Annotated in this window: 20 protein-coding genes; 12 read left to right on the top strand and 8 right to left on the bottom strand. The window is 72.9% G+C overall.

Annotated elements, in window-relative coordinates; all coding sequences use genetic code 11:
• The first annotated feature begins 1 nt into the window (after position 1).
• Together ACFY9E_RS01815 and ACFY9E_RS01810 are read left to right on the top strand one after the other, a co-directional pair.
• Complete coding sequence (locus tag ACFY9E_RS01815; protein WP_390978348.1) at positions 2 to 1,483, top strand: hypothetical protein; 1,482 nt, start codon at positions 2 to 4, stop codon at positions 1,481 to 1,483.
• Entirely contained in the window at positions 1,480 to 3,786 is a 2,307-nt protein-coding gene (locus ACFY9E_RS01810; RefSeq protein ID WP_390978346.1) for an extracellular solute-binding protein, read from the top strand. The genes ACFY9E_RS01815 and ACFY9E_RS01810 overlap by 4 nt, the downstream gene beginning before the upstream one ends.
• A 149-nt stretch (positions 3,787 to 3,935) precedes the next feature.
• On the opposite strand, the gene ACFY9E_RS01805 is transcribed toward ACFY9E_RS01810, so the two are convergent.
• Positions 3,936 to 5,021 carry a M12 family metallopeptidase gene (locus ACFY9E_RS01805; RefSeq protein ID WP_390978344.1) on the bottom strand — a complete coding sequence of 362 codons (1,086 nt, stop codon included), beginning with the start codon at positions 5,019 to 5,021 and terminating at the stop codon, positions 3,936 to 3,938.
• Positions 5,022 to 5,120: 99 nt separating this feature from the next.
• Here ACFY9E_RS01805 and ACFY9E_RS01800 point away from each other — a divergent pair, with 99 nt between their 5' ends.
• Positions 5,121 to 6,842: a LuxR C-terminal-related transcriptional regulator gene (locus tag ACFY9E_RS01800; protein ID WP_390978342.1), complete on the top strand. Its 1,722-nt coding sequence runs from the start codon at positions 5,121 to 5,123 to the stop codon at positions 6,840 to 6,842.
• A 42-nt stretch (positions 6,843 to 6,884) separates the two neighbouring features.
• On the opposite strand, the gene ACFY9E_RS01795 is transcribed toward ACFY9E_RS01800, so the two are convergent.
• Entirely contained in the window at positions 6,885 to 9,452 is a 2,568-nt protein-coding gene (locus tag ACFY9E_RS01795) for a CHAT domain-containing protein (RefSeq protein WP_390980244.1), read from the bottom strand.
• Positions 9,453 to 9,622: 170 nt separating this feature from the next.
• On the opposite strand from ACFY9E_RS01795, the gene ACFY9E_RS01790 reads away from it, so the two are divergent.
• From ACFY9E_RS01790 to ACFY9E_RS01780, 3 genes are all read left to right on the top strand, one after another.
• Complete coding sequence (locus tag ACFY9E_RS01790; RefSeq protein WP_390978340.1) at positions 9,623 to 11,053, top strand: S8 family serine peptidase; 1,431 nt, start codon at positions 9,623 to 9,625, stop codon at positions 11,051 to 11,053.
• Positions 11,054 to 11,115: 62 nt separating this feature from the next.
• Complete coding sequence (locus ACFY9E_RS01785) at positions 11,116 to 11,691, top strand: sigma-70 family RNA polymerase sigma factor (protein ID WP_390978338.1); 576 nt, start codon at positions 11,116 to 11,118, stop codon at positions 11,689 to 11,691.
• Between the two features lie 5 nt (positions 11,692 to 11,696).
• Positions 11,697 to 12,200, top strand: a complete 504-nt coding sequence (locus tag ACFY9E_RS01780) for a hypothetical protein (protein ID WP_390978336.1) — start codon at positions 11,697 to 11,699, stop codon at positions 12,198 to 12,200.
• 49 nt (positions 12,201 to 12,249) lie between these two features.
• Here ACFY9E_RS01780 and ACFY9E_RS01775 read toward each other — a convergent pair whose 3' ends face one another.
• Positions 12,250 to 13,038 carry an N-formylglutamate amidohydrolase gene (locus ACFY9E_RS01775; protein ID WP_390978334.1) on the bottom strand — a complete coding sequence of 263 codons (789 nt, stop codon included), beginning with the start codon at positions 13,036 to 13,038 and terminating at the stop codon, positions 12,250 to 12,252.
• 81 nt (positions 13,039 to 13,119) lie between these two features.
• Here ACFY9E_RS01775 and ACFY9E_RS01770 point away from each other — a divergent pair, with 81 nt between their 5' ends.
• Positions 13,120 to 13,461, top strand: coding sequence for a DUF5713 family protein (locus ACFY9E_RS01770; protein WP_390978332.1), 342 nt, complete (start codon positions 13,120 to 13,122; stop codon positions 13,459 to 13,461).
• Between the two features lie 103 nt (positions 13,462 to 13,564).
• Here ACFY9E_RS01770 and ACFY9E_RS01765 read toward each other — a convergent pair whose 3' ends face one another.
• Entirely contained in the window at positions 13,565 to 15,784 is a 2,220-nt protein-coding gene (locus ACFY9E_RS01765) for an NADP-dependent isocitrate dehydrogenase (RefSeq protein ID WP_390978330.1), read from the bottom strand.
• A 187-nt stretch (positions 15,785 to 15,971) separates the two neighbouring features.
• Here ACFY9E_RS01765 and ACFY9E_RS01760 point away from each other — a divergent pair, with 187 nt between their 5' ends.
• Positions 15,972 to 17,516 (top strand): M1 family aminopeptidase, encoded by a 1,545-nt coding sequence (locus tag ACFY9E_RS01760; protein ID WP_390978328.1) that lies wholly within the window; start codon positions 15,972 to 15,974, stop codon positions 17,514 to 17,516.
• 43 nt (positions 17,517 to 17,559) lie between these two features.
• Here the strand turns inward: ACFY9E_RS01760 and ACFY9E_RS01755 are convergent, their stop codons facing one another.
• Together ACFY9E_RS01755 and ACFY9E_RS01750 are read right to left on the bottom strand one after the other, a co-directional pair.
• Positions 17,560 to 18,657 carry a mechanosensitive ion channel domain-containing protein gene (locus tag ACFY9E_RS01755; RefSeq protein WP_390978326.1) on the bottom strand — a complete coding sequence of 366 codons (1,098 nt, stop codon included), beginning with the start codon at positions 18,655 to 18,657 and terminating at the stop codon, positions 17,560 to 17,562.
• 294 nt (positions 18,658 to 18,951) lie between these two features.
• Positions 18,952 to 19,851, bottom strand: coding sequence for a lysylphosphatidylglycerol synthase domain-containing protein (locus ACFY9E_RS01750; protein ID WP_390980241.1), 900 nt, complete (start codon positions 19,849 to 19,851; stop codon positions 18,952 to 18,954).
• Positions 19,852 to 20,151: 300 nt separating this feature from the next.
• Between ACFY9E_RS01750 and ACFY9E_RS01745 the strand changes: the two genes are divergently transcribed.
• The 4 genes from ACFY9E_RS01745 (at position 20,152) to ACFY9E_RS01730 (ending at position 25,051) form a co-directional block, all read left to right on the top strand.
• Positions 20,152 to 22,035: an ABC transporter transmembrane domain-containing protein gene (locus ACFY9E_RS01745; RefSeq protein WP_390980239.1), complete on the top strand. Its 1,884-nt coding sequence runs from the start codon at positions 20,152 to 20,154 to the stop codon at positions 22,033 to 22,035.
• A 77-nt stretch (positions 22,036 to 22,112) separates the two neighbouring features.
• Positions 22,113 to 22,601, top strand: coding sequence for a hypothetical protein (locus tag ACFY9E_RS01740; RefSeq protein ID WP_390978324.1), 489 nt, complete (start codon positions 22,113 to 22,115; stop codon positions 22,599 to 22,601).
• A gap of 123 nt (positions 22,602 to 22,724) precedes the next feature.
• Entirely contained in the window at positions 22,725 to 24,353 is a 1,629-nt protein-coding gene (locus tag ACFY9E_RS01735; RefSeq protein ID WP_390978322.1) for an ATP-binding protein, read from the top strand.
• A complete protein-coding gene (locus ACFY9E_RS01730) occupies positions 24,350 to 25,051 on the top strand; it encodes a response regulator (protein WP_390978320.1) in 702 nt (233 codons plus the stop codon). The genes ACFY9E_RS01735 and ACFY9E_RS01730 overlap by 4 nt, the downstream gene beginning before the upstream one ends.
• Here the strand turns inward: ACFY9E_RS01730 and ACFY9E_RS01725 are convergent.
• Positions 25,033 to 25,512: a transcriptional regulator gene (locus tag ACFY9E_RS01725; protein WP_390978318.1), complete on the bottom strand. Its 480-nt coding sequence runs from the start codon at positions 25,510 to 25,512 to the stop codon at positions 25,033 to 25,035. The genes ACFY9E_RS01730 and ACFY9E_RS01725 overlap by 19 nt on opposite strands.
• Before the next feature lie 157 nt (positions 25,513 to 25,669).
• The gene (locus tag ACFY9E_RS01720) at positions 25,670 to 26,617 is read right to left on the bottom strand and encodes a formyltransferase family protein (RefSeq protein ID WP_390978316.1); all 948 of its coding nucleotides are present in this window, start codon (positions 26,615 to 26,617) and stop codon (positions 25,670 to 25,672) included.
• Between the last annotated feature and the right edge of the window lie 248 nt (positions 26,618 to 26,865).

The raw sequence follows: 26,865 nt of genomic DNA, 5'->3' as shown, positions 1-26,865 counted from the left end.
GATGAGTTCTTCGGCCGAGCCGGACCCGATGCCGCCGCACGGCGGCGGCGAAACCGCGGGGCCCTACACCACCACACTCGTCGTCGACGTCGACGAGCCCGAACTCGTGCCGCGGATACCGGGCGAGTCGGTCAGGCTGCTCGCGCAGGTGAAGGTGACCGTCCTCGACCGGGCACAGGGCGACCACGCGGACGCCGGGCAGCTCGCCCTGCTCATCGCGCTGGACCTCGCCGAACACCGTAGGGAGCGCATGGTGACGGCGATGCGGGCAGCGCTCGCCGCCATGCCCTCAGGCGTGTCGTTCGCCGTGCTGACGGCGACCGAAGGGCGCGGAGACGGGCCCGTGCGCTACTACCCGGCGGAGCCCGGCGCATGGACGCCGGCCGACCGGAAGCACCGGGTCAACGCGGCCTTCGCGATCAGCGCGGCCCCGCTGGCCGCCGACGGCGCACCGAGACCCTTCGGCTACGAAGGATGGCTGGCCGAGGCCCGGCGGACGTTCGCCGGGTGCGACCGGCCGCTGTGCCGACTGCTGCTCGTCACCGACGGGAGCACCGGATACGAGGACGCCTCGCTCACCGAGGAACTGGCGGCGTGCGGCACCGGGTTCACCTGCGAGGTCGTGGCCGTCGGGGCGGACTGGGACTACCAGCCGCTGGAGCGGATCGCCAGCCGTCTGCGGGGGACGGCTGACGCCGCGGGACCGGACTTCGCCGCCGAACTCGCCGCGGCGGTCCGCCGGGCCTGCCGCCGGGCCGTTCCCGCGCTGCCGCTGGAGGTCACCGTGCGCCCCGGCGTGCGCGTCGAGTCGTTCGTCCAGTTCAAGCCCCAGCACCTGGAACTCGCCGCCGAGCCGTCGTCAGGACCGCACCGTCACGTGTTCCATGCCCTGCCGTGGGACCCGGCGGGCAGCGGCAGCGAGTTCCTGCTGGACCTGCGCGTCGACGGCGCCGGTGATCCGCTCGGCGAAGTACTCCAGTTCGCCATGGTCTCGCTGGGACCCCGGCACGAAGCCGTCACCGCCTGCTGGCGTGATCCCGGCCTCCCGCCCGCACGAACCGCATCGAGCGCGAGCGACGAGACGACCGGTGACAGCAGCCGCTTCCTCGACTCACAGAACAGGATGATCGCCCATCTCAAGAAGGGCCTCACCGCCTTGGGAGCCGGTCGAAGAGCGGACGCGGAACGGCACCTCGGTCAGGCCGCCGCGGTGGCCCACCGGCTGCGGGTGTGCTGGGTCCTCGACGAGATCAGGGCCTGGGGCGAGATCCACGACGCCGCCGCCGGATCCGTGAGCGTGAGGCTGCCCGCCGACACCCACCGGGTCAGCGTCACGCTGCTGCGCCTCGGCGCCCGGTCGGCGAACGGCGGCACGGGCCGCGCGCCAGGCCGACAGCGCACCGCCTGCCCCCGCCCGGACTGCCGGGAGCCGGCCGTCCCCGGGGCCTTCTACTGTGTGCGCTGCGGAGAGGAACTGTCGTGAGGGGAGGGCGCGAGCAGCGGCCCGGCGAGGCCCGGCGCGGCGTGAGCACGCGACGGCTGCTGTTGCGTCACCTGTGGGCCTTCCTCGGCTGCGCCGCCGTCGGCGTCAGTCTGCTCACCGCCGTGGCGGTGCCACAACTGGACGCGCAGGTAAGGGAGTTGCGCGACGATGTCGCGCCGTCCGTACGGGGCTCGGCAGCCGTCAGGCTCGCCGTGCTGCGTGCCGACGAGGCGGCCCGGCACTCGATCGAGCGGGGGGTCGCCGGCACGGTCGGGGCGGGTGAGACGGCCCAGAGCCAGCTCGCCGCAGCGGACCAGGGCCTCACCCAGCTCGCGGACCACGTCGGCAGCGGCATGGACCAGGACATCTCCGCGGCCAACGGCCTGCTCGAGGCCTACAGCAACGCCATCACGCTCGCCACGGTCAAGTACCAGGCGGACGGCGAGATGCAGAAGGAGAAACTCGCCGAAGCCCACGACCTGCTCAAGGGCCCGGACACCGGTCTGCTCGACCGCCTCGACAAGGTCGCCAGAGCCGAACAACGCCGGGCCGGCGAACTGTCCGATCAGGGCGCCTTGTTGACGGCCTCCTGGGTGGTGGCGGCCGCCGCGCTGGCCGCCGCCGCCACCGTGGCGGGCCTCGCGTGCCGCGCCATCAGCCGGCGCTGCGGTCGGCTGCTGGCCCCCTGGATCCTGGCCGGCGCCGCCGCTCCCATGGCCCTGGCCACCGTGCCGGCCTTCCTGGCGTGGCGTACCGCCCAGAGCCTGAACACCGCGCGCGACCATCTCTCGGGCATCCTGGACATCGCCCTGACGGACTCGCTCCCCGCAACCGCCGGGGACCTCACGGCCGCACAGCAACAGGTCGCCGCCACCGGCCTGCCCGACCTGTCCGCCTTCGGCTGGTGGAACGGTGCCTACGTCGTCGTGGGCCTGGCCGGCATCTGCGCCGCCGTCGCCGGCCTCGTCGCCCGGCTCACCACCGACTACCCGGAGCGCCCGGTCGACTGGTCGTGGGCGCGCGGCTCGTGGAACCGGGCGACCCGCACGAAGGGGCGCCGCTGGATCGCCGCGGCGGCCGCGTTGGCTGTCCTGGCGGCGATCGCCACCCCGCAACTCCTGGAGCGCGACCCCGTCGTCACCGTACTCGGCCCGTGGACGGGCAAGGAGGAAGACCGCTTCCGCGGCCTGATGGAAGCCGCCGGCATCCGGGTCAGCTACCAAGGCACCCCCGCCCAGCGCGAGGTGCTGCTCTCGCGGGTACAGGCCGGCGACCCGCCCGACATCGCGATCATGCCCGGCATCGGGGAACTGGCCCAGTACCGTGCCGAGAAACACCTGAAACCGCTCGACGACCTGGTCAAGGACCTGCGCTACGCGGGGCCCTGGCGCCCGGACGGCAAGGGCCACACCTACTGGTGGCCGGTCAACGCCAACCTCAAGAGCATCGTCTGGCAGTCGCGCGACGCCGTCGGCCGCCCCGGCGCCCCGTCCTCCTGGTGCCTCGGCATGGGCGAGGACGGTGCCGCCGGATGGCCCGGCACCGACTGGATCGAGGACATCGTGCTGCAGCGGGCCGGACCGGACGTCTACGCGGACTGGGCCCGCGGCACCGGCAAGAACGCCTCCGCGGTGTGGACGAAGGGACCGGTCCGGGAGGCATGGCAGCAGTGGGCCCAGTTCCTCGGCACGGACCGCGAACGGGCAGAGCAGGCACTGATCACCGACTGGCGTGGCCCCGACAACGGCACCGCCTTCCGCGAGACCACCCCCCGGTGCGCCTTCGAACACCAGGGCTCCTTCGCGCAGGGTGACGACGGCGCCCGCCTCACCGACGCCGCACCCCTCCTCCCGGGCGGGCCCTACCGGACACGGGCCTACGAGGTGTCCGGCGATTTCGCCGCCCTCTTCAATGACAGGGAACCGGCCCGCAAGGCGCTGCGCGCCCTCTTCTCCGAGGACGGGCAGAAGAGGTGGGCGGGCCAGGGCACCATGTACTCGGCGATGCTCCCGGTCATGACGGAGATCGCCGACCACGGTGAGGTGGACTCCACCGCCCACGCGATCTACGGAAGGTTCCTGCAGACCGAGGTGCCGCGCTGCCTCGACGCCTCCGACGTCATGCGGCCCGCCGTGCGGGACGCGTTCCACGAGGCGGTGCTGCGGACCGTGGCCGCCGTGGCCAGGGACGGGAAGTCCGCGAACCTCGGCGCCATCCTGGGCGGCGTCCAGAAAGTCCAGAAGGTGACGGACCAGGACGAGGACATCGAGGAACTCAGGGTGTGCAGCGAATCCCGAGCGTGAATTCGGGCCGCGTGGCCATGCCCCCGGCTTCGGGCACGCGAGGTCGCGTGGCGTGGTCGAGGACGTCACCCACCCCCATGGGCGACGTCCTCGACCGCTCCCCCGGTGCCGGACTGCGGCTCAGGTGTCCGCGCGGCGGATCAGTGCCGTCACCAGCACATCACCGCCGTCTCGCCGGAACCCCAGGCGGAGTACAGGCGTACGCGGACGGCATAGCGGCGGCCCTTGACGAGCCGGGCGCCGATCGTGGCGTTGTGCGGAGTTCCCCCGTCGTCTCGTCCGGCGAGGTAGCGGGCCTCCCCGTCCCGCTCCTCGAAGACCACGACGACGGCGTCGCAGTCGCCGAAGGTGCCCAGCGTGTACGTGCGGGTCTCCGGCGGGTCGATCACGAAGTCCGCCTGTTCGCCCGGGCCGAGCCCGAGCGGCGCCGAACGGAACGGCACCAGCGCGGGCGAACCCTGCGGATGCGCCGGCGGATACCAGCGCAGCACCGCCTCCTTGTCGGCGGCGGACAGGGTGCCGGGCGGATTCAGGCCACCGCGGTACTGCTCCGGTTCCAGGATCAGCCCCGACGGGAACGGGAACTCCATGATCGACTGCGGGTCCCAGACGGAGTGGCCCACCTCGTCGGGGCCGAGCTTGCGCAGGATGTTGTAGTGCGTCCGCTCCCGGCTCCAATGGTGGGGCGGGCCCGCCAGTTCGGCGTACACGGCCTCGTCGTCCCAGTGGATGCCGGCGAACGGGCTCTGGTGCTCGTGCAGCAGGCCGAGCGCGTGCCCGATCTGGTGCAGGGCCGTCGCGCGTCCCCCGGGCGCGGTCAGGTCCCAGCCGAAGTTCATGGTGCGTTCGTGCCGGCCGGCGGGCAGTGCCGCCCGGCCCACCGCGGACCAGGAGCCGTCGCCGGCCTGGAACCCGATGCGCAGTTCGGCCTCCGAGCGGTCGTCGACCTCGGCGAAGGTGATCCCGATGCCGAGGTCCTGCCACTCCCGGAAGCACGCGCGGACCACGTCCCGCTGCTCCTCGGCACCGGCCCACGACACCCGTCGCGTCATCCCCCTCCCCGGCACGGGGATGACGGACGCGTCGGTGTCGCCGTCGAAGAACCAGTAGTGCAGAACGGTGCCGTTGACCCACATCCGCCGCCCGCTCGCGAGTGCGCTCAGCCGCTCGGCCGCCAGCCCCGGTGCGAAGGCGGGCGCCGGCGCCTGTGCCAGCGAGCAGTAGCGTGCGGTCATGGGCCACAGCCTGCCCCGCGGCCCGTCCCGGGCGCCTGAGTCGGGGGCTACTCAAGTCACCCTGTATCAGGAGTGAGTAGCCGTGCTCATACCTGTGTGATGACCTACGAGAGGGACGCGACGACGCTGGAGCTGCCCTGGCCGTTCGCCGGGCGGCAGGACGAACTGGAGCTGGTCCGCCGGTCGTTGAGCGGTGTGCGGCGCGGCATCGTCGTGACGGGCCCGGCGGGTTGCGGCAAGACCCGCCTCGCCGTGGAGGCGGTCCGCGGCACCGACTGGGCCCGGGCGGCCGGTACGCCCGAGAGCCGGACCATCCCCTTCGCCGCGTTCGCCCATCTGCTGCCCGAGTCGGTCACCCTGCACCGCGCGGTCCGGTCGCTCTCCGGCATCCGCACGCTGCTGGTGGACGACGCGCACCTTCTCGACGACGCCTCCGCCGCCCTGGTCCACCAACTGGCGGTGCACGGGCGCACCCGGCTGCTGGTGGTCGCCACGGACGGCAGCCCGGCGCCCGGCGCGATCGCCCGGCTGTGGACCGGTGAACTCCTGCCCCGGCTCGCGCTGGAGCCGCTGCCCGAGGAGGCAACCGGCCGGCTCCTCACAGCCGGCGCCGGCCCGCTCGACGCGCTCACCGCGAACCGGCTGCGCCGCCTGAGCCAGGGCGATCTGCGGCTGCTGCGCGACCTGCTGACGGGGGTGCGCGGGCTGCTGACGCCCGTCCCGGACACCGGCGAACGGGCCTGGCGGGGCCCGGTGCCGCTGACCCCGGCCGTGCGGGAGCGCACCGCCGCCGTCCTCGGCCGTGACCGCCCCCTCGAACGAGAGGCCCTCGACCGCCTCGCCTTCGCCGAACCCCTGCCGTCGGACCTGGACGACCTGGACCTCGACGCCCTCGAAGCCCTGGAGTCCGACGGCCTGGTCGAGGTCGACGAGCACGGCGCCGTCCGGCTCGCCCACCCTCTGTACGGACCGGTGCTCCGGGCCGCGGCGGGCCGGCTGAGGGCGCGGCGGCTGGCCCGGACGCCGGACGCGCACGCCGCCGCCCTCGACACCGAATCGGCCGCCCTGGCCCACCGGATCGACCAGCACGACGTTCGGGCGATGCCCACACCGGTGGGGGAGTGGACGGTCGCCGAGGGTGGCCCGCTGCCGGGCGGGTACGCCGCGGTGCGCGCCCGGTTCGCGCGGCTGCGCGGGGAGGTGGGAGAGGCGGCGGCCTGGGCCCGGGAAGGCCTGCGGGGGGACCCTCGGAACGCGGCGTGCCGGACGGAACTCGCCCGCGCCGCGGCGGCCGTGAACAGCCCGGGCGACCTGGACCCGGCGGCCGTCACCGACCCCTACGACGCCGTGCGGCTCGGCGCCCCGGAGAAGGTCATCGACCGGCTCGACGGCGTCTTCGCCCGGCACGCCGACGCGCTCACCCGCGCCGACGGGCCGGGCCTGGACGACGTGGCCGGGGAACTGGAGCGGCGGGGCTTCCTGCTGTTCGCCGCCGAGGCGTACGCCCAGGCCGTGGCCGCCCACCACGACCCGCGCGCCGCCCGGCACTCCCGCACCCGGGCCGTCGCCCTGGCCCGGCGCTGCCAGGGCGCCCGCACCCCGGCGCTGTCCGGGCTGGTCCTCGGTGAACTCACCACCCGCCAGCGGCAGATCGTCGCCCTCGCCGCGGCCGGCCTGACCAACCGGCAGATCGCCGAACGCCTCACCCTGTCGATCCGTACCGTCGGCAACCACCTGTACAGCGCCTACGCCCGGCTCGGCGCGAGCGACCGCGGTGCCCTGCCGTGGCTGGAGCGGACGCCGGAGGCCCAACCGGCCTGAGCCGGCACCCCGACCGGCGGCCTGACCCGAACAGGGGACGGGTCAGGCCGCCCCGAACGCCGAGAACGCCCAGCCCGTGGCCTGGTGCAGCGCGTCGCCCGGCAGGGCGGCCCGGGCGTCGCGCAGCGCCTCCGCCAGGGACAGGCCGGCGTCGAGGCCCTTGTGCAGCGCGAGCATCAGCGGCACGACCGCGGCGTCGTTCACCGGCGCGCTGCACGCCACCACCCCGGCCGTACCGAGGGGCAGCAACGCCGTGACCAGGCCGAGCAGTTCGTCGGCACCGACCGAGGCGAGCCGGGCGGTGTCGCAGCAGGACAGGATGATCCGGTACGGGCTGCGGTCCAGCCGCTCGAAGTCGTGCACGACGATCGGCCCGTCGGCCATCCGCAGGGAGGAGAACAGCGGGCTGTCCGCGCGGAACGTGCCATGCGCGGCGATGTGCGCCAGGGCCACCCCGTCCAGCTCCTCCAGCACGCGCGGCACCCGCGCCTCGTCATCCTCCAGGACCGTGGCGCAGCCGTACCGGCCGGCCAGCTCGGGCACCTCGGCGCCACCGGTCGCCAGTCCCGGACCGCGCACCAGCACATGGCAGCCGTCCGCGGGCGGCGCGGTCTCGCTGGCCCGCAGCCAGCTGCCCGCCGAGGGCGACACGCTGAGCACCCGCTCCCGCAGCGAGGGCAGCAGCGCCCACGGCACCCGGTGCAGCCGCCCCGGCGGCACGATCACCACCGGGCCGCCGCCCAGGTGCGCCGCGGCCCGCCCGAGGAGGAGTTCCTCCAGCCGGTGCCCCGCCGCCTCCACCACCGGCAGCCGGGCCTCCGCCCCCGGGTGGGCCAGCCGCCGCAGCCCGGCCTGGACGTGCTCGGCCTCGGTCTCCGCCTCGGTGAGCAGCCCGGCCTCGAACCGGCGCACCCGCCCCCGCCCGCACAGCAGCACCTGCACCCGCCCGTCCAGCACGGCGAGTTCCACCAGCAGGACCTCGTCGCCCAGCCGCTCCAGCAGCCGGCCGACGTCGAACCGGTCGCCGTCCCCGGGCGCCTCACCCCGTATGTGCAGGGTCCGGGAGCGGATCTCCCGTTCCAGGCGCCGTTGCTCGCGTTCCAGCGCCGGGACCGGCCGGCCCTCCATCCGGGCGGCCTCCGCACGGGAGGCGATCTCGCGGAAGGCGGTCATGCCGCTGAGCAGTTCCGGATCGGCGGGCGGCCGGGTCGGCGGGGTGGACAGCACGGTGGCCCGCCAGCGCTCGCTCCACACCAGCAGCCGCCGCGGCCCGCCGGAGACCAGACTGGCTTCCTGCGCCAACGCCGCCAGCTCAGCGCCCTGTTCGGTGGCACGGGCCCGCAACTCCGAGGCGCCCAGCGTCATCCGGTGGTCGTCCAGCACGTCCAGGCCGCGCCGGCAGGCCTCCAGCACACCGCGGGCCGACCCGGTCGCCCGTGCCCGCAGCGCCTGCGCCGCCCAGCCCGTCATCCGCGCCAGCGGCGGGCCGCTGCGCCGGCTGCGGGCGGCAATGGCCAGATGCCGCTCGGCGTCCGCCGTCCAGCCCAGACCCAGCGCGATCCGGCCCGCGAGCAGCGAAGCCTCCGGCGCGGCCGGGGCACCGAACGACGCCAGCTTCGCCGCCACCGCGGCGGCATCGGCGACCAGCCGCCCCGAGCCGCGCCCGGCCGCGTGCCGCGCCTCGATCAGCACCAGCCGGGCGTGCGTCTCCCACCAGGTGCGCCGCTGCCCGGCGAACAGCCGTACCGCGAGCGCCGCGCGGGCGATGGCCGTGTGCGGATCGCCCGCGAGCCGCGCTGCCCGTGCGGCGGCCAGCAGCAGCTCCGCCTTGCGGGTGGACTGCCCGCCGATCCCGTCCAGCCTGCTGATCGCCGCGTCCGCCTCGGCCAGCGCCTCGGGCGCCAGCCCGGCCGCCATCAGCACCTCGCAGCGCCGGATGTTCAGCATGAACGTCGGCGTGCCGAGCCGGGCGTACCGCTCCTCCGCCTCGTCCAGCAGCCGCAGCGCCGCCGGCACGTCCCCGGACCGGAACGCGGCCAGGCCCCGGCTCTCCACCGCGTCGGCCTTGTCGTGCTCCTGGCCGGTGGTGTCCCACAGCGCCTCGGCCGCGGTGAAGTCCGCCTCGGCCCGCTCCACCGCACCCAGCGCCAGGTGCACGGTGGCCCGCAGGGTCAGGGCCCGCGCCGTCCAGATCACGTCGTCCGCCTGCCGCAGCACCGGCACCGCCCGGCGCACGTCCTCCAGCGCCTCGCGATGGTGACCGAGCACCCACCCCACATAGGCCCGCCGGTACAGCACCCGCGCCCTGGTGTGCCCCGTGCCCCGCGCGACACCCCGCTCGAACGCCGCCAGGCCCTGCCGGGTGCGGCCCGCGTGCACCAGCGCCACGCCCAGCGTGGCCAGCACGTCCGCCTCCCGGTCGGCCGACTCCGCGCGCGCCGCGCACCGACGGGCCCGCCACAGATGGTGCAGCGCGAGCCGCAGATCACCGAAGTCCCGCTGCCAGATGCCGATCACCTGGTGGGCGACGGAGGCGTCCAGCGGGGACGGATCGGCGTCGAGCAGCGCCCGGGCCCTCGCGAGAGCCTCGCCCGGGTCGGCGAACACCATCGGCAGCAGTTCCGAAACCGAGTCGCTTCCCGCTGTCACTCCTCGGATGGTAGTGCTCCCGGAGCGCACCACACAGGTGTCGAGCTGTATCAAGGGACGGCACGGCGGCTCTTGTTGACGACCGCTCCGCGGCACCGACCGACGCCGTCGCACCAACGGGAGGACCCGCCATGGCACCTCAGCGATTCCACGAGCAGTTCGACCAGGTCCAGCGTTCGATGCCGGACGTCCCGCTGGCGATGGGCCCGGACGACTCGGCGGAGTTCATGTACGAGAAGGGCGTGGTCCTCGTCCGCGACGGCGAGGAGGCCCGGATCGTCGAGGACACGGTACGGGCGCACTTCACGGCGGCACCCGACCTCGACCAGGAGCAGGTCCGCCGCGCGGGAGAGCAGACCAACCGCAGCGGCATCACCCGTATCCGCGTCGGCGACCCCGGCGAGGGCGGCCGGGACGCCGACCGGGCCGTCGCGCACGCCCTTCGCTCGGTACGGGAGCACGAGTCCCGGGCCGGGCGCCGGATGGTCGCCCGCAACCACGTCGTGCACATCGCGGTCAACGCCTGCCCCGGTGACGAACCCGTCCCCGCCCCGCTCAGCGAGCCACCCAACCCGGCCGCCGCCGACACGCCCCACGATCCGGACACCGCGGTCGGCGTCCTCGTCGTCGACACCGGCCTCATGCACGACTACCGCTCCTGCGGTCTGCTGGCCCACACCGACGGCGACGCCCAGCTCCGGGAGTGCGACGACCGGGGGATTCTCCAGCAGTACGTCGGACACGGCACGTTCATCGCCGGGCTCGTCGCCGCCGTCGCGCCCAACACCGACATCACCGTGCGCGGCACCCTCAACGACGCCGGCGCCATCCTGGAGTCCGAGTTCGGCGAGAAGCTCTTCGAGGCCGTCGACGCCGGCGGCTGGCCGGACGTCCTCAGCCTCTCCGCCGGCACCTCCAACGGCCGCGGTGACGGCCTGCTCGGCGTCGAGAACTTCATGCGGGAACTGCGCGAGCAGCGCACCCTGCTGGTCGCCGCCGCCGGCAACAACGCCAGCGCCGCGCCGTTCTGGCCCGCCGCCTACGCCGACCTGCCCGGCTGGGAGGACTCCGTGCTGTCGGTCGGCGCCCTGCGCAGCGACGGCGAGCACGGCGCCTGCTTCACCAACCACGGCCCCTGGGTGAAGGTCTACGCCCCCGGCGAGCGCCTCACCAGCCCCCTCACCGGCTTCGACTCGCCCGTCCCGTACGTGTACCAGCACTCCACGTACGACACCTGCCGCTACGGCTTCTCGTACGGCTGCACCTGCCAGCACCCCCGCCACAGCGGGGTGCTGAGCGACCAGGGCAACGCGGCCAAGCCGGACCAGGTGATGTTCGAGGGGTACGCGCAGTGGAGCGGCACCTCCTTCGCCGCCCCCGTGACCGCCGGCTTGGTCGCCGCCCACATGACGGCGCACAAGGAGACCGATCCGCGTGCGGCCCGGCGACAACTGCTCGCTTCCGAAGCGGAGTTCGCGGAAGTGCGTGGCGCGCACGTCCCGGCGCTGCGTCCGCCCACCTGGCGCCCGGTCCCGGTCGTGCGCCTCGGCGCCGCGCTGTGACGGCCGAAGCCGTCCCCTCCACGGCGTACCATGACCTGCCGTACTCGAGGGGTGGGGCTGCCGTGGACCGTACTGATGCCGGCGCGCTCGTCCAGGCAGCCGCCGACGGTGACGCGGCGGCCTGGAAGGCGCTCGTGGAAGGGCTGAGCCCCCTGGTGTGGTCCGTCGTCCGGGCCCACCGGCTCTCCGATGCCGACGCCCACGAGGTGTACCAGACGGCCTGGTTCCGCTTCGCCCAGCACCTGGGGCGGATCCGTGAGCCGGGCAAGGCGGGCGCGTGGCTGGCGAGCACCGCGCGCCACGAGTGCCTCAAGGTCATCAAGAACTCCCAGCGGCTGACCCTGACGGACGATCCGCGACTGCTGGACCGGGTCAGCGAGGACGGCACGCCGGAACAGTCGCTGCTCGACTCCGAGGAGGCGGCCGCGCAGAGCGAACGCGTACGGCGGCTGTGGCAGGAGTTCGAGGAACTGGGCGAGCGGTGCAGGCAGTTGCTGCGCGTGCTGATGGCCACGCCGCCGCCCAGCTACCAGGACGTGTCCGCCGCGCTGGGGATCGCGGTGGGCAGCATCGGGCCACTGCGCCAGCGCTGCCTGCGGCGCCTGCGGGCCCGGCTCGAGGCACGGGGGGCGATGTGAGCGGCATGAACGACGACATGAACGACGACGTGCACGACGACGAGCTGTTCGCCGAAGAGGACTGGGACGACGAGGAGTTCGACGCGGGGTTGCTGGAGGAGGAGCTGCGGCAGGCCGCCGCCGTCCTCGACCCGGTGCCGGCGCAACTCCAGCAGATCGCCGTCGACGCCTACGCGCTGCACGACCTCGACGCGCGCGTGGCCGAGCTGACCTTCGACTCGCTGGTCGACGCGCTCCCGGTCCGGGGCGCCGGCGACGTGCCCCGGATGCTGACCTTCCAGGCGGGCGAGGTGACCGTCGACGTCGAGGTGACCGCGCAGGGGCTGATGGGGCAGGTGCTGCCGCCGCAGCCGGCCCGGATCGAGGTCCTCGGCGGGCCGCGCCCCGGTTCCCCGCTCACGGCCGACGACCTGGGCCGCTTCACGGGCGACGCGCCGCCGTCGGGTCCGTTCGCCCTGCGGTTGCGGACCGGCGGGGACGTGGTGGTGACGGAGTGGCTGCGGGCCTAGGGGATGCGGGTGCACCGGCGACCGGGACGGGTACGGAGACCGTGGCGGATCAGCGGGACACGGCGTCGACCAGCCCGGCCAGCGCGGCGGCGAGCCGTTCGAGACCGGGCCCCGCGGGACCGCCCGGCTCGGTCATGTAGGTGTCCCGGCGGATCTCCACCATGAGGGCGCTCACCTCGGGCCGCTTCCCGTAGAACTCCAGGGGGACGTAGGCCCCGCCGAACGGGGTGTCGAGCTCCGTCTCACCGAACGCCTCCCGGGCGGCGCCCAGCAGCGCGGGCGGCGTGTGAAAGGAGTCCGTACCGAGGCAGACCGGGGGGCGGGCCCCCTCCCCGTGCAGCTCGTACGGCAGTCTCCGGCTCGGGTAGGAGTGCACGTCGATGATCACGGCCCGCCCGGCGGCTTCCAGCCGGTCCGCCACGGCCCGCGTCATCGCCCGCGCGTAGGGCTCGAAGTACCGCTCGACGAGCGGCGCGGCATCGACGTCCCCGGTCCGCAGCGCACCGCCGTGCGTGGTCCGGGTGTACACCGCTCCCATTCCGGCGGCGAGCATCTCCTCCCGCTCGTCCGGAAACCGCTCCGGGTCGACGACCAGCCGCGACAGCCGGTTGACGAAACGCCACGGCATGACGCCCGCCAGCTCCGCCGCCGCCTCGGCGATCCGAGCCGTGTGCGCGTCGGTGATGTGGTCCAGCTCCCGCTCCAGCTCCTCGTCGCCCAGCACGATCCCCGCCCGCACGGCGTCCGGTATCTCCCGCGCGGAGTGCGGCACATGCAGGATCACGGGAGACCGCCCGTCCCCGGACAGCAGCTCGAAGGGGTGCGGGGTGTCGGTCACGAGGCGGCTCCAGGGGCGTTGTCAGTGGCGTGCGGCACGATCAAGGTGTCACATCGCCGAACCACCGAGGCCTAGGACGTCATGCCGATCAGCAACGAGCAGGTGAGCACCCACCCGTTCCTCCGGGGGCTGTACGAGGACGACTACTACCCCGACCACGTGCTGGACCGCGGCCGCGCGATCCTGCTCGCCCTGTGCGAGCGCATCGAGGCGGAGCGGCCCGCCGGCCTCGACGCGCTGTACGCCCTGACGCAGGCGGCCACGGAGGAGTTCAACGACCTGGAGGCCGCGTTCGAGGCGGCCGGCAGCGAGATCGAGACGGTGGCCCGGGAGGAGATAGCCGAGGACTTCGGCTTCCTCGCGCGCGCGTACGGCTTCCCGGACGCGGACGTGGAGGAGCTGATCGCCACGCGGGAGTGGTGAAGGCGGGGAGGGGCGAGGGCCGGGGGAGGGGCGCACAAGGCTCCGCCCCGGCCGGGCGTGGTGCCGGCCGGGGCGGAGTCGGGGGCCGATCCGGCCCGGGGCGTCAGCTGAGGGACGCGAGGGCCTCGTTCCAGGTGGAGGACGGGCGCATGGCCGCCGCGGCCTTCTCCGGGTCGGGCTGGTAGTAGCCGCCGATCTCGACGGGCTTGCCCTGGACGGCGTTCAGCTCGTCGACGATCTTCTGCTCGTTGGCGGCGAGCGTCTCGGCGAGCGGGGCGAAGGCCTTCGCCAGGTCCGCGTCCTCGGTCTGCCCGGCCAGCTCCTGCGCCCAGTACAGGGACAGGTAGAAGTGGCTGCCGCGGTTGTCGATGCCGCCGACACGACGGGTCGGGGACTTGTCCTCGTTGAGGAAGGTCGCCGTGGCGCGGTCCAGGGTGTCGGCCAGGACCTGGGCGCGGGCGTTGCCCGTGACCTTCGCGAACTGCTCGAGGGACGGAACCAGGGCGAAGAACTCACCCAGGGAGTCCCAGCGCAGGTAGTTCTCCTTGACCAGCTGCTGCACGTGCTTCGGCGCCGAGCCGCCCGCACCCGTCTCGAACAGGCCGCCGCCCGCCATCAGCGGAACGACCGACAGCATCTTGGCGCTGGTGCCCAGCTCCAGGATCGGGAACAGGTCCGTCAGGTAGTCACGCAGGACGTTGCCGGTGACGGAGATCGTGTTCTCGCCTCGGCGGATGCGCTCCACCGACAGCTTCGTCGCCTCGACCGGGTTGAGGATCCGGATGTCCAGGCCCTCGGTGTCGTGGTCAGCGAGGTAGGTGTTGACCTTGGCGATCAGGTTGGCGTCGTGCGCACGGGTCTCGTCCAGCCAGAACACGGCCGGGTCGCCGGTGGCGCGGGCGCGGGTGACGGCCAGCTTCACCCAGTCCTTGATCGGCGCGTCCTTGGTCTGGCAGGCGCGGAAGATGTCGCCGGCCGAGACGCTCTGCTCGATGAGCGCGGTGCCGTTCCGGTCGACCAGGCGGACGGTGCCCGTGGTGGCGATCTCGAAGGTCTTGTCGTGGCTGCCGTACTCCTCGGCCTTCTGCGCCATCAGACCGACGTTCGGCACCGAACCCATGGTGGAGGGGTCGTAGGCGCCGTTGGCCCGGCAGTCGTCGATCACGGCCTGGTAGACGCCCGCGTAGGAGGAGTCCGGCAGCACCGCGAGGGTGTCGTGCTCCTGGCCGTCGGGGCCCCACATGTGGCCCGAGGTGCGGATCATGGCCGGCATGGAGGCGTCGACGATGACGTCCGAGGGGACGTGCAGGTTCGTGATGCCCTTGTCGGAGTCGACCATCGCCAGCTCCGGGCCCTCGGCGAGCTCGGCGTCGAAGGAGGCCTTGATCTCGGCACCCTCCGGCAGGGCCTCCAGGCCCTTGTAGATGCCGCCCAGGCCGTCGTTCGGGGTGAGGCCGGCCGCGGCGAGCTTGTCGCCGTACTGCGCGAACGTCTTCGGGAAGAAGGCGCGCACCACGTGGCCGAAGACGATCGGGTCGGAGACCTTCATCATCGTGGCCTTCAGGTGCACCGAGAACAGCACGCCCTCGGCCTTGGCCTTGGCGACCTGCGCGGTCAGGAACTCGCGCAGCGCGGCGACGCGCATCACGGAGGCGTCGACGACCTCGCCGGCGAGCACGGGTACGGACTCGCGCAGCACCGTGGTGGTGCCGTCGTCGCCGACCAGCTCGATGCGCAGCGCGCCGTCCTCGGCGATCACGACGGACTTCTCGGTGGAGCGGAAGTCGTTCTGCCCCATGGTCGCCACGTTCGTCTTGGACTCGGAGGTCCAGGCGCCCATGCGGTGCGGGTGGGACTTGGCGTAGTTCTTGACCGAGGCGGGGGCGCGCCGGTCGGAGTTGCCCTCGCGCAGGACCGGGTTCACGGCGGAACCCTTGACCTTGTCGTAGCGGGCGCGGATCTCGCGCTCCTCGTCGGTCTTCGGGTCGTCCGGGTAGTCCGGCAGCGCGTAGCCCTGGCCCTGCAGCTCGGCGACGGCGGCCTTGAGCTGCGGGATGGACGCAGAGATGTTCGGCAGCTTGATGATGTTGGCGGCGGGCGTCTTGGCCAGCTCACCGAGTTCGGCGAGGGCGTCCGGGATGCGCTGGTCCTCGGTCAGGTACTCCGGGAACAGGGCGATGATGCGTCCGGCCAGCGAGATGTCGCGGGTCTCCACGGGGACACCCGCCTGCGACGCGTACGCCCGGACCACCGGCAGGAAGGAATACGTCGCCAGGGCGGGGGCCTCGTCAGTGTGCGTATAGATGATGGTCGAGTCAGTCACCGGGTGCTCCGCTCCACGTCTGCAACATTGCTCGACATCAAGATATCTCGTGATCGACCTCGTCTCGACAGGGGTCCGCGTCCAGTTTCGTGCAACCGATCGGCTCGCTCCCGTGTCCTGGAGGGAGATCACTCACTCCAAGCCACGGCCGGATCTGACCACCCGGCCGTCCGAGCGAAAGCGGACCATGAGATATCGCACCAGAGTGACGGCCCCGGCGGTCGCCCTCATCGGCACGGCGGCGGCACTCACCACGGGGATCCCGGCCCAGGCGGCCACCAGGACCGGCGCCACCCCGGGCGCCGAGACCCTCGGGGACCCCGTCTACCCCGGCCTGGGCAACGACGGCTACCGCGTCTCGGCCTACCACCTCGACTTCGCGTACGACGCCACGACCAGGCTCGTCGAGGCGACCGCGACCCTGACCCTCCGCACCACCCAGGCCCTGAGCCGCTTCTCCCTGGACGCGCGCGGCCTGGACATACGCTCCGTCCGGATCGACGGCCGCACGGCCGCCTTCGAGCAGGTGGCCGAGAAGCTGCGGATCACCCCCGCCCGCCGGCTCGCTGCGAAGGCCCGGGTCACCGTGTGCGTGGCCTACGGCGCCGACCCGCGCCGGACCCCGCCGCCCGCCGGCGGCTGGGTGGCCACTCCGGACGGATTCGCGGTGTGCTGCCAGCCGGACCTGGCGCACACCGTCTTCCCCTGCAACGACCACCCCTCCGACAAGGCCGACTTCACCTTCCGCCTCACCGTTCCGGCCGGACTGCGGGGCGTCGCGAGCGGCCGGCTCGAGCGCACCGAGCAGCTGGCCGGTGACCGGACCGCGTACACGTACCGCTCCCGCTCGCCGATCGCCACCGAGGTGGTGCAGATCACCGTCGGCGACTACGTGATCAAGGACAGGCAGGGCCCGCACGGCCTGCCGCTGCGGGACGTCGTCCCCGTCGCCCGGGCCGCCGCCCTGGAACCGGCCCTGGCGCTCACCCCGGCCCTGGTGGAGTGGGTCGAGCAGCGGCTCGGCGCGTACCCGTTCGAGACGTACGGCCTGCTGCCCTGCAACAACGACGCCCCGGACGCCTTCGACTTCACCGGTCTGGAGACCCAGACCCTCACGCTCTACAAGCCGAACTACCTCCTCCAGGAGGAGAGCAAGATCGGCTCGCACATGATGCACGAGCTGGTCCACTCCTACTTCGGCAACAGCGTCAGCCCCGCCACCTGGGCCGACCTGTGGCTGAACGAGGGCCACGCAGACTTCTACGGGCTGCTGTACCGCTACGAGCGCGGCTGGGCCGACTCCAAGGGCATGACCACCATGGAAGCCCGGATGAAGGACACCTACGCCATGGGCGACCAGTGGCGTCGCACCTCGGGGCCGGTCGCCGCACCCAACGCGGCGAATCTGTTCGACAGCCAGCGCTACCTGGGTGGCGTCCTCGTCCTCTACGCGCTGCGGCAGCAGATCGGCGAGGCGGCCTTCAGCGCCGTCGAGCGTGCCTTCCTCGAGCGCTACCGCGACTCCTCGGCCTCCACCGAGGACTACATCGCGGTCGCCTCGGAGGTCTCCGGCCAGGACCTCTCCGGATTCCTGCGGGAGTGGCTGTACGGCACGAAGACACCGCGGATGCCGGGCCACCCGGACTGGACCGTGACGCCGGTCGCGCCGTCCCTCGCGGCGCCGCGCGGCCGGAGGGACAGCGGGCACCACGACAACTCCGCGACGCTGTGACGCGGTGAGCGGTGACGCCGTGAGGCCGTGAGGCCGTGAGGCACTAGTCGAGCCGGACGGAGGCCACTTCGCCCGGCTCGATCGCGCCGGTGCGCTGCTGGGGGATGACGACCGCGCCCTGCTGGAGCGCCACCGTCCGGGCCGGGGCGGGTATGCGGATGCCCTCCGCGCGGTAGCGCTTGTGCAGGCGCTTGATGAACTCGTGCTTGATCCGGTACTGGTCGCTGAACTCGCCGACGCCCAGGATGACGGTGAAGCCGATGCGGGAGTCGCCGAAGGTGTGGAACCGGATGATCGGCTCGTGGTCGGGCACGGCGCCCTCGACCTCGGTCATCGTCTCGGCGATGACCTCGTTGGTCACCCGCTCCACGTGGTCCAGATCGCTGTCGTAGGCCACTCCGACCTGGACCAGGACGGTCAGCTGCTCCTCGGGGCGCATGAAGTTGGTCATGTTCGCCTGCGCGAGCTGACCGTTGGGGAGCACGATGAGGTTGTTGGACAGGTTCCGGATCGTCGTCTGCCGCCAGTTGATGTCCTCGACGTAGCCTTCCTCGCCGCTGCTGAGCTTGATGTAGTCACCGGGCTGGACGGTCTTGGAGGCGAGGATGTGGATGCCCGCGAAAAGGTTGGCGAGGGTGTCCTGCAACGCCAGCGCGACCGCCAGACCGCCCACGCCCAGGGCGGTGAGCATCGGCGCTATCGAGATGCCCAGGGTCTGGAGGACCACCAGGAAGCCGATCGCCAGGACCAGGATCCGGGTGATGTTGACGAAGATCGTGGCCGATCCGGCGACCCCGGAGCGGGACTGGGTGACCGTACGCACCAGCCCGGTCACCACCCGGGCCGCCGACACCGTCGCGACGAAGATGAGCAGCACGGTGAGCACCTGGTTGGTGGTGTGCTGCACCACCCGGGTCAGGGGCAGCACCGCCGCGGCGCCCGCGGCGCCGCCCACGACCGCGGCCCACGGCACCACGGCCCGCAGCGCGTGCACGATGACGTCGTCCCCGGTCCAGCGGGTGCGGTCGGCGTGCCCGCCCAGCCAGCGCAGCAGGATGCGCAGCGCGAACGCCGCCAGCAGGCCCGAGCCGAGGGCGATGCCGGCGAACAGCAGATCGTCCACGGTGAGTGCCCGGTTCACCGGTCACCTCCGGGGCGGGGAACCGAGGCGGAGACCGCCATCGGCGGCCGGATGTGAAGTCTCGTCACGTCGTCACCTGCTCGTTTTCCGGGGGTGTTCGAAGGTGCCCGACCACCCTGACCTGCGGTCGGCACGATCGTTCATCCTGCCGTATCCCGTACGGGCTTCCGTACCGGAGACGGGGATGAGCGGAGGGTGAGTTAGTGCACATGACACACCGTCACGACCGGTTCGCCCACGGGACCGTGGGGGCTTCGGGCGGGTCCCGGTGACCGAGTGGGCACGCCACCCGGGTCAGATCACCTTCAGCCGTACCAGCGCCGCCAGGGTCAGCGCGCCCGGCACCAGGGGGAGCCAGACGGTGATGACCCGGAAGGCCAGGACCACGGCCGTGGCCACCGCGGCCGGGCCGCCCGCGGCCACCAGCGCCATGACGAGCGCCGCCTCCACCGAGCCGATGCCGCCGGGCGTCGGCACCAGAGCGACGGCGACGGTCGCCGCCAGATAGGCCACCGCCATGTGCGCGACGGGAACGTCCAGCCCCAGCGCCCGCCCCACCAGCACCAGGACGGAGGCCTGCAGCGCCGGGAAGGTGAAGGCCCCGCCCCACAGCGCCAGGGCCCGCGCCGGACGCCTGTGCACCGAGCGCGCCTCGCCGAGCGCCGTCCGCAGGAAGGACACCAGGGCCGAGCGCAGCCGCCGCACGAGGCCGAGCACGGTCGCGGCGATCACGAGCACCACGGCTACGCCGGCCAGCAGCGGGCCGAACGCCGCCTCCGGCACCAGCGTGCCGAGGCGCAGCGCGTCGGGGAACGCGATGAGCAGGGCACCCAGCAACAGCACCCGGCCGGCACTCTCGGCCAGCAGGTACAGGCCGAGGGCGGCCGAGGAGCGGGCGAGCGGCAGCCCGCACACCGTCATGAACCGCAGGTTGACCGCGCTCGCGCCCAGTCCGGTCGGCAGCAGGTGGTTGGCCGCGCCCGCCGCGAACTGCGTGGCCAGCAGCCGCCGTCGGGGCAGCCGCTCGACGACCGCGCCCTGCCGGGTGCAGGCGGCGGCGACCCAGGTCAGACAGGTCGCCCCGGCCGCGGCCAGCAGCCAGGGCCACTCGGCGGTGCCCAGATGCGCGAAACCCGCGGCCAGCACGGACCGGTGCCGCACCGCGACCACGGTGACGAGCAGGAGCGGGAGCAGACACAGGATCTGCCGCAGGCGGCGGACCGGGACGCGACGGGGGAGTCGTCCCGGGTGGAGTTCGGGGAGCTGGACCGCTGTCACATCACCAGAGGCTGTCCAGGCCGGGCCAACTACGGGTTGCGGGAGCGGGGACTGGGCATTGCGCGCGGGAAGCGGCTGGGTGGGGAGCGTCATCGGGGCCTTTGCGCGGAGGGGACGGAGACGAGGGGGATCGGGCCGATTGTGCGGGATGTCATGGCAATAGGCGAGCTCCTTGACCTCAACATTGCTTGAGGTTCTACGGTCTTCCTCATGAGCATGGAGACCACAGCGTGGACACAGCTGCACAGCGTCATGAACGCCGAGCGGGAGCGCCGCCCCTTCGCCCTGGCGACCCTGCGCCGCATCGGCGCGTTCGCCCGCCCGCACCGGCGCCGCATCACCCTCTTCGTCCTGCTCGGCGTGGGCACCGCCCTGCTCGCCGTGGCGACCCCCGTCCTGGCCGGATGGGTCGTGGACACGATCGTGTCGGGCGGTGACGAGGGCAGGGTCGTACGCCTCGCCCTGCTCATCGCGTTGATCGCGGTGGCGGAGGCGGCGCTGGGCATCCTCGGCCGGAGGCTGTCCGCGACGCTCGGGGAGAATCTCATCCTCGATCTGCGGACCGCCGTCTTCGACCATGTGCAGCGCATGCCGATCGCGTTCTTCACACGCACTCGTACGGGCGCCCTCGTCTCCCGGCTCAACAACGACGTCATCGGTGCCCAGCGCGCCTTCAGCAACACCCTCTCCGGAGTGGTCAGCAACCTCGTCACCCTGCTGCTCACCCTCGCGGTGATGCTCACGCTGTCCTGGCAGATCACCCTGCTCGCGCTGGTGCTGCTGCCGGTGTTCGTGATCCCGGCGCGGCGCATGGGCAGCAGGATGGCCCGGATGCAGCGGGAGGCGGCGACGCTGAACGCGGCGATGGGCACCCGCATGACCGAGCGCTTCTCCGCCCCCGGCGCCACCCTGGTCAAACTCTTCGGGCGGCCCGAGGAGGAGTCGCGGGAGTTCGCCGAGCGGGCCCGCCGGGTCGCGGACATCGGGATCCGGACGGCGACCGCCCAGGCCGCCTTCATCACCGCCCTCACCCTGGTCTCCGCCCTCGCCCTGGCCCTGGTCTACGGCCTCGGTGGCTGGTTCGCCCTGCGCGGCTCGCTGGAACCGGGCGCGGTCGTGTCGCTCGCGCTGCTCCTGACCCGGATGTACGCGCCGCTGACGGCGCTCGCCGGGGCGCGCGTCGAGGTGATGAGCGCCCTGGTCAGCTTCGAGCGGGTCTTCGAGGTGCTCGACCTCAGGCCGCTCATCGAGGAGAAGCCGGACGCGCGCCCGGTGCCCGACGGACCCGTGGCGGTCGAGTTCGAGAACGTCCGCTTCGGCTACCCCGCCGCCGACAAGGTCTCCCTGGCCTCCCTGGAGGAGGTCGCGTCCCTGGACAAGCGAGGCGGCGACGAGGTCCTGCACGGCCTGTCCTTCCGCGCCGAACCCGGCCGGACCGTGGCGCTCGTCGGCTCCTCCGGCGCGGGCAAGTCCACCATCGCGCAGCTGATGCCGCGCCTGTACGACACCGACGAGGGAGCCGTACGCATCGGCGGTGTCGACGTCCGCGACCTCACGGCGCGGTCGCTGCGGCAGACCCTCGGCATGGTCACCCAGGACGGCCACCTCTTCCACGACACCGTCCGCGCCAACCTCCTGCTCGCCCGCCCGGAGGCCACGGAGGAGGAGCTGTGGGACGCCCTGCGCCGGGCCCGCCTCGACGACCTGGTGCGGTCGCTGCCGGACGGCCTCGACACCGTCGTCGGTGAACGCGGCTACCGCCTCTCCGGCGGCGAACGCCAGCGCATGACCATCGCCCGGCTGCTGCTGGCCCGCCAGCGCGTCGTCATCCTCGACGAGGCCACCGCCCACCTCGACAACACCTCCGAGGCGGCCGTCCAGGAAGCCCTCGCCGAAGCCCTCGCGGGCCGCACGGCGGTCGTGATCGCCCACCGCCTGTCCACCGTCCGCGCGGCCGACCAGATCCTGGTCGTCGAGGCCGGCCGGATCGTGGAACGGGGCACGCACGAGGAACTCCTGGCGGCGGGGAAGCGGTACGCGGAGCTCTACCGCACCCAGTTCGAGGGGACGCGGGCGACCGCGGTGGAGGAGGCCGCCTAGAGCGGGTGAACACCCGCCCGGACCTGTCCGTACTCCCGTCGAGTACTCCTGCCGACAGCCGCACCCGGAGAGGCGAAGTGTTCCAGCAGCGACCGCACGTACGATCCACCCGCCGGACCCCGTCCCGCGCCCGGCGTCGCACCGCCGCCACGGCCGGGGTCCTGGCCGTGCTCCCCCTCGTCACGGCCTGCGGCGGCGGTGACGACCGCGGGGCGACGGCGACGCCGAGCGTGTCCGCGGCACCCGCCGCCGGGGTGGTCGCGCCGGCGAAGGTGGAGGTCATCGCCGGCCTGACCGGCTGCAAGGCGAAGATCCGCACCGAGGCCGACGAGCTGCGCGAGGGTGTGTGCCACACCAAGAAGGGCGACTACCTCATCACCACCTTCCCGGAGGAGGGGCTCAAGGAGACCTGGCTGGAATCGGCCCGCGTGTACGGGGGCACGTACCTGGTCGGCATGCGCTGGGTGGTCAGCGCCAAGCCCGCGATGCTGGAGCCGCTTCGCGCGAAGCTCGGCGGCACCGTCCGGAAGCTGACGGGCGTCGGCCCGCGCGCGAACGCCTCCTGACGTCACCGCGGTCCGGATCTTCTCCCGACACGTCTCTTTCGGTTTGCGCTGGTGGACGTCATGATGGTGCGACTCGGCAGATGAGCCGCCCCTCGCGCGGCGGCCTCGGAGATTGAGTTCGTCGTGGTCGCCACCTTCCGTCGCCACTCGCTCGCGGGCGAGATGCTGGTGCTCCAGCTCGCCATCGTCGTGGTGGTGCTGCTGGCTGTCGCCGCGGTCTCCCTGGCCCAGTCCCAGGCCACCTTCAACCGGGTCGAGGGACGCCGGGTGAGCGCGCTCGCCGAACAACTGGCCGCCAACCCCCTGGTGCGCAGCCAGCTCGTGCGCCCCGCGCCCGGTGAGGCGCTCGCCCCGCTGGTGCTCGCCACACAGGCACAGTCCGGCGTCACCTCGGTGACGGTGGCCGACGGCGCCGGGCGGATCGTCAGCTCCACCAATCCCACGGTGGTCGGGGAGCGGATGCGGCTGGGGCCGGGCACCGCGCGAGGGCGGGGCTGGTCCGGGCAGTTCACGCTGGACGGCAACCGCGAACTGGCCGCCCAGGTCCCCGTCCTCGGGGCCACCGAGGAGAACCTCGGCCGGATCCTCGGCACGGTGATGATCGGCGAGGCCGATCCGACGGTGTGGCAGCGGCTCAGCGGCGCCTCCTCCTTTCTGCTCGCCTACCTGGGCGTGGCCAGCGGACTCGGCGTCGCCGGCTCCTGGCTCCTCGCGCGCCGGGTGAAACGGCAGACCCTCGGGCTGGAGCCGGGCGAGATCGCCGGGCTCGCCGAGCACCGGGAGGCGATGCTGTACGGGATCGCCGAGGGCGTCGTCGCCCTGGACCCGCAGCACCGGCTCACCCTCGTCAACGACATGGGCCGCCGGCTGCTCGACCTGCCCGAGGACTGCGTCGGCCAGAGCCTGGAGGGCCTCGGCATCGACGGGCGGCTGCGCGACGTGCTGTCCGGCCACGCCGCCGGCGAGTGTGACGAGGTCGTCGTCCGGCACGGCCGGGTCCTGGTGATGAACCGGATGACCGTCACCAAGGACGGCCGGCCCCTCGGCTCGGTCACCACCCTGCGCGACCGCACCGAACTGGCCCGGCTGGAGCGGGAGATCGGCTCCTTCCGCAGCTCCTCGGAGCTGCTGCGGGCGCAGGCGCACGAGTTCGCCAACCAGCTGCACACCATCTCCGGGCTGATCCAGATCGGTGAGCAGGACGAAGTCGTCCGCTACATCCGCGCGTTGAGCCGGCACCGGCAGTCCCTGGACGTCACCCTCAGCCGCCGCGTCAGGGACACCGCGGTGGCCGCACTGCTGATGGCGAAGGCGTCCCTCGCGGCCGAACGGAAGGTCAGCCTGCGCATCTCGGACGACACCGCGCTGGAGCGACTGGCTCCGGAGGACGCCGCGGACGTGGCGACCGTGGTGGGCAACCTGGTGGACAACGCCGTCGACGCCGCCGCCGCACAGGACGACGCCTGGGTGGAGGTGGCGCTGCGCCAGGACGCCTCCAGCGTGGAGGTCGTGGTCCGCGACTCCGGGCCCGGGGTGGCCCCGGAGCTGGCCCGCGAGGTGTTCTCCCACGGCTTCACCACCAAGGCCGCGCGAGAGGGCGGGCGCGGCATCGGGCTGGCCCTGACCAAGCTGGTCTGCGAACGGCACGGGGGAGAGATCTCGGTGGCCAACACCCCCGAGGGGGCCGTGTTCACCGCACGCATGACCGTCAGCCGCCTCACCGGCACGGTGGCGGAAGGAGCGGCCCCATGACCGCAGCGGGCGACAAGGCGGGCACGATCGGCGTCCTGGTGGTCGACGACGACTTCATGGTGGCCAGAGTCCACCGCGCGTTCGTCGCGCGCGTCGAGCCGTTCCGCGTGGTCGGCGTGGCCCACACGGGCGGACAGGCCATCGAGGCGGTGGACGAACTGCGCCCCGACCTCATCCTGCTCGACCTGTACTTGCCCGACCTGTCCGGGCTCGACGTCATCCCCCGGCTGCGCACCGCGGGCCACGACTGCGACGTCATGGTCATCAGTGCGGCGGCGGAGGCCGACACCGTGCGCGGCGCGGTCCGCCGCGGCGTGGTCGACTACCTCCTCAAGCCCTTCGAGTTCGAGGACCTGCGCCTGCGCCTGGAGAGATACGCCGCCCAGCGGGGCCGGCTGCTCACGACCGTGGTCCGGGGGCAGGCGGACGTCGACCGTGTCCTGGCCGGCGCGTTCGTCCCCGCCCCGGCGCACTCCCTGCCCAAGGGCATGAGCGTGGAGACCGCCGAACTCGTCGAGCGGGCCCTGCGCGAGGCCGACGGCACCCTGTCCGCCTCCGAGTGCGCCGCCGTCACCGGCCTGTCCCGGGTGAGCGCCCGCCGCTACCTGGAGTACTTCCACGGCACCGGCAGCGCGGAGGTGTCCTTGCGCTATGGCGCGGCCGGCCGGCCCGAACGCCGCTACGGCTGGCGGGCCTGAGCCGCCACCCGGAGCCCGGCCGCGGGGCTCGTCCCCTCGTGGTGGGCGTGCACGCGCCGCAGCAGCGAGGCGAGTTGCTCGCGTTCGGCCTCGCTCAGGGGCGCCAGGAGGTCGTCGTCCGCGGACGCGATGTCGGCGTTGAGATGGTCGAGGGCGGTCCTGCCCTCCGGGGTGATGCGGACGTCGACGCGGCGGCGGTCGACGAGGCTGCGGACGCATTCGACCTGCCCCGCGTCGGCCAGGTCCTTCACGATCTTCGCGAGGTCACTGGCGTTCATGTCCAGCCGAGCGGCCAGCACGCCCTTGGGCTGCGGAGCGAGGTCGGCGACCAGGGTCAGGACCGTCAGATGCCACAGCCGCAGGCCTCGGGCGGTGAGCTTCTCGGACAGGGTGCGGCGGGCGGTCTTTCCCGTCGCGTACATCAGGTACGCGCTGAGGTTCAGCACGCTGGGCGGGGTCATGCGTGCACGGTAGCCCGGCTGTGCCTCTGCTGTGAACGCCGTTCGGGCGTCGGCCACTTGGGCGCTGCGGCAGCACCCCGCACGATCGCCGCCGCGCGGCCCCGGCCCGCGCGGCGGTGATGCCGGCCCGGCCCCGGGACCGTGCCGGGCCGGCACGTCAGGGCTGGTTGGTGAGGTAGCCGCCCATGGAGGTGAAGTACTCGGCGGCGGGCAGCTCCCGGCCGTCCTCGGTGCGTACGCGGGTGAGGGCCAGGCCGCGGTTGCGTCCGGTGCGCGCGTCGGCGCCGGCGACGATCACCACGCCGTCGCCCTCGCGGTAGAAGATGCGGCCGGGCGTGCCGCCGTAACGGCCCTCGGACACGAACGACGCCAGGACCTCGAGCCGCTTGCCCCGGTGGAAGGTGTAGGCACTGGGGTACGGCTCGGACTGGGCGCGCACCAGGCGCTCCAGGTCCTCGGCCGGCCAGTTCCAGTCGATGCGGCTGTCCTCGTCGGCCCGCTTGTGGAAGAAGGACGCCTGGGTGCGGTCCTGCCGGGTGAACTCGGTCTGCCCGGAGGCGATCAGGCCGAGCGCGCCGATGGTGACGGGGGCGATGAGGTCGACGGTCTTGTGGAAGAGGTCGGTGGCGGTGTCCGTGGGGCCGACCGGCACGGCCTCCTGCCGGACGATGTCGCCGGCGTCGAGCTCGTCGTTCATCATGTGCGCGGTGACGCCCACTTCGGACTCGCCGTTGATGAGGGCCCAGATCAGCGGGGAGAACCCTGCGTACTTCGGCAGCAGCGAGTCGTGCACGTTCAGGGTGCCGTGGCGCGGCAGACCGAAGATGCGCGGCGGGATCCACGTACGCCAGTTGTTGGCCACGATGATGTCCGGGTCGGCCTCCTTGAGTCGCTCGAACAGCTCCTCGTCGTCGGGCCGGTTGCGGATCAGCACCGGGACGCCGTGCTCCTCGGCGAGGTCGGCGACGGAGTCGCTCCAGATCTTCTCGTAGGCGTGCTCGCTCTTGGGGTGGGTCACGACCAGCACCACGTCGTGCTCGGACTCCAGGAGGGCTTGCAGGGTGCGGTGCCCCCAGGTCTGGTAACCGAACATGACGACCCGCATGGGGTTCCTCCTCAGAGCAAGGGGTTGGCCGAAGCAAGTAAAGCAAGCCTTACCTTAGTCCGCAACGGGTGCGCCCAGTCGCCCAGTTGAGCGGAGGGTTGTGCGTGGGGAGTCCGTTTTGCCCTGTCGACACCTTCACGGGTTTAGCTTAGGCTCACCTAAGTTCCTTGGTGTGCCGCTCCGTTGGCATGCCCGCCTTTCGTTCCCTCCACACCTGACACGCGGCTGCCCCGCACGATGGGAGTGAC

Origin of the sequence: Streptomyces sp. NPDC012466, from assembly GCF_042955215.1 — a bacterium.
Classification (GTDB): domain Bacteria; phylum Actinomycetota; class Actinomycetes; order Streptomycetales; family Streptomycetaceae; genus Streptomyces.
The sequence above is the reverse complement of the archived record's forward strand: the minus strand, read 5'-3'. Positions and strand labels throughout refer to the sequence as shown.

Coding starts and splice junctions, on each gene's coding strand:
- ACFY9E_RS01760 (WP_390978328.1), top strand. CDS start 15,972: ATGAGATATCGCACCAGAGTGACGGCCCCGGCGGTCGCCCTCATCGGC.
- ACFY9E_RS01815 (WP_390978348.1), top strand. CDS start 2: ATGAGTTCTTCGGCCGAGCCGGACCCGATGCCGCCGCACGGCGGCGGC.
- ACFY9E_RS01770 (WP_390978332.1), top strand. CDS start 13,120: ATGCCGATCAGCAACGAGCAGGTGAGCACCCACCCGTTCCTCCGGGGG.
- ACFY9E_RS01725 (WP_390978318.1), bottom strand. CDS start 25,512: ATGACCCCGCCCAGCGTGCTGAACCTCAGCGCGTACCTGATGTACGCG.
- ACFY9E_RS01805 (WP_390978344.1), bottom strand. CDS start 5,021: ATGACCGCACGCTACTGCTCGCTGGCACAGGCGCCGGCGCCCGCCTTC.
- ACFY9E_RS01780 (WP_390978336.1), top strand. CDS start 11,697: ATGAACGACGACATGAACGACGACGTGCACGACGACGAGCTGTTCGCC.
- ACFY9E_RS01730 (WP_390978320.1), top strand. CDS start 24,350: ATGACCGCAGCGGGCGACAAGGCGGGCACGATCGGCGTCCTGGTGGTC.
- ACFY9E_RS01745 (WP_390980239.1), top strand. CDS start 20,152: ATGGAGACCACAGCGTGGACACAGCTGCACAGCGTCATGAACGCCGAG.
- ACFY9E_RS01720 (WP_390978316.1), bottom strand. CDS start 26,617: ATGCGGGTCGTCATGTTCGGTTACCAGACCTGGGGGCACCGCACCCTG.
- ACFY9E_RS01795 (WP_390980244.1), bottom strand. CDS start 9,452: ATGGTGTTCGCCGACCCGGGCGAGGCTCTCGCGAGGGCCCGGGCGCTG.
- ACFY9E_RS01800 (WP_390978342.1), top strand. CDS start 5,121: ATGACCTACGAGAGGGACGCGACGACGCTGGAGCTGCCCTGGCCGTTC.
- ACFY9E_RS01790 (WP_390978340.1), top strand. CDS start 9,623: ATGGCACCTCAGCGATTCCACGAGCAGTTCGACCAGGTCCAGCGTTCG.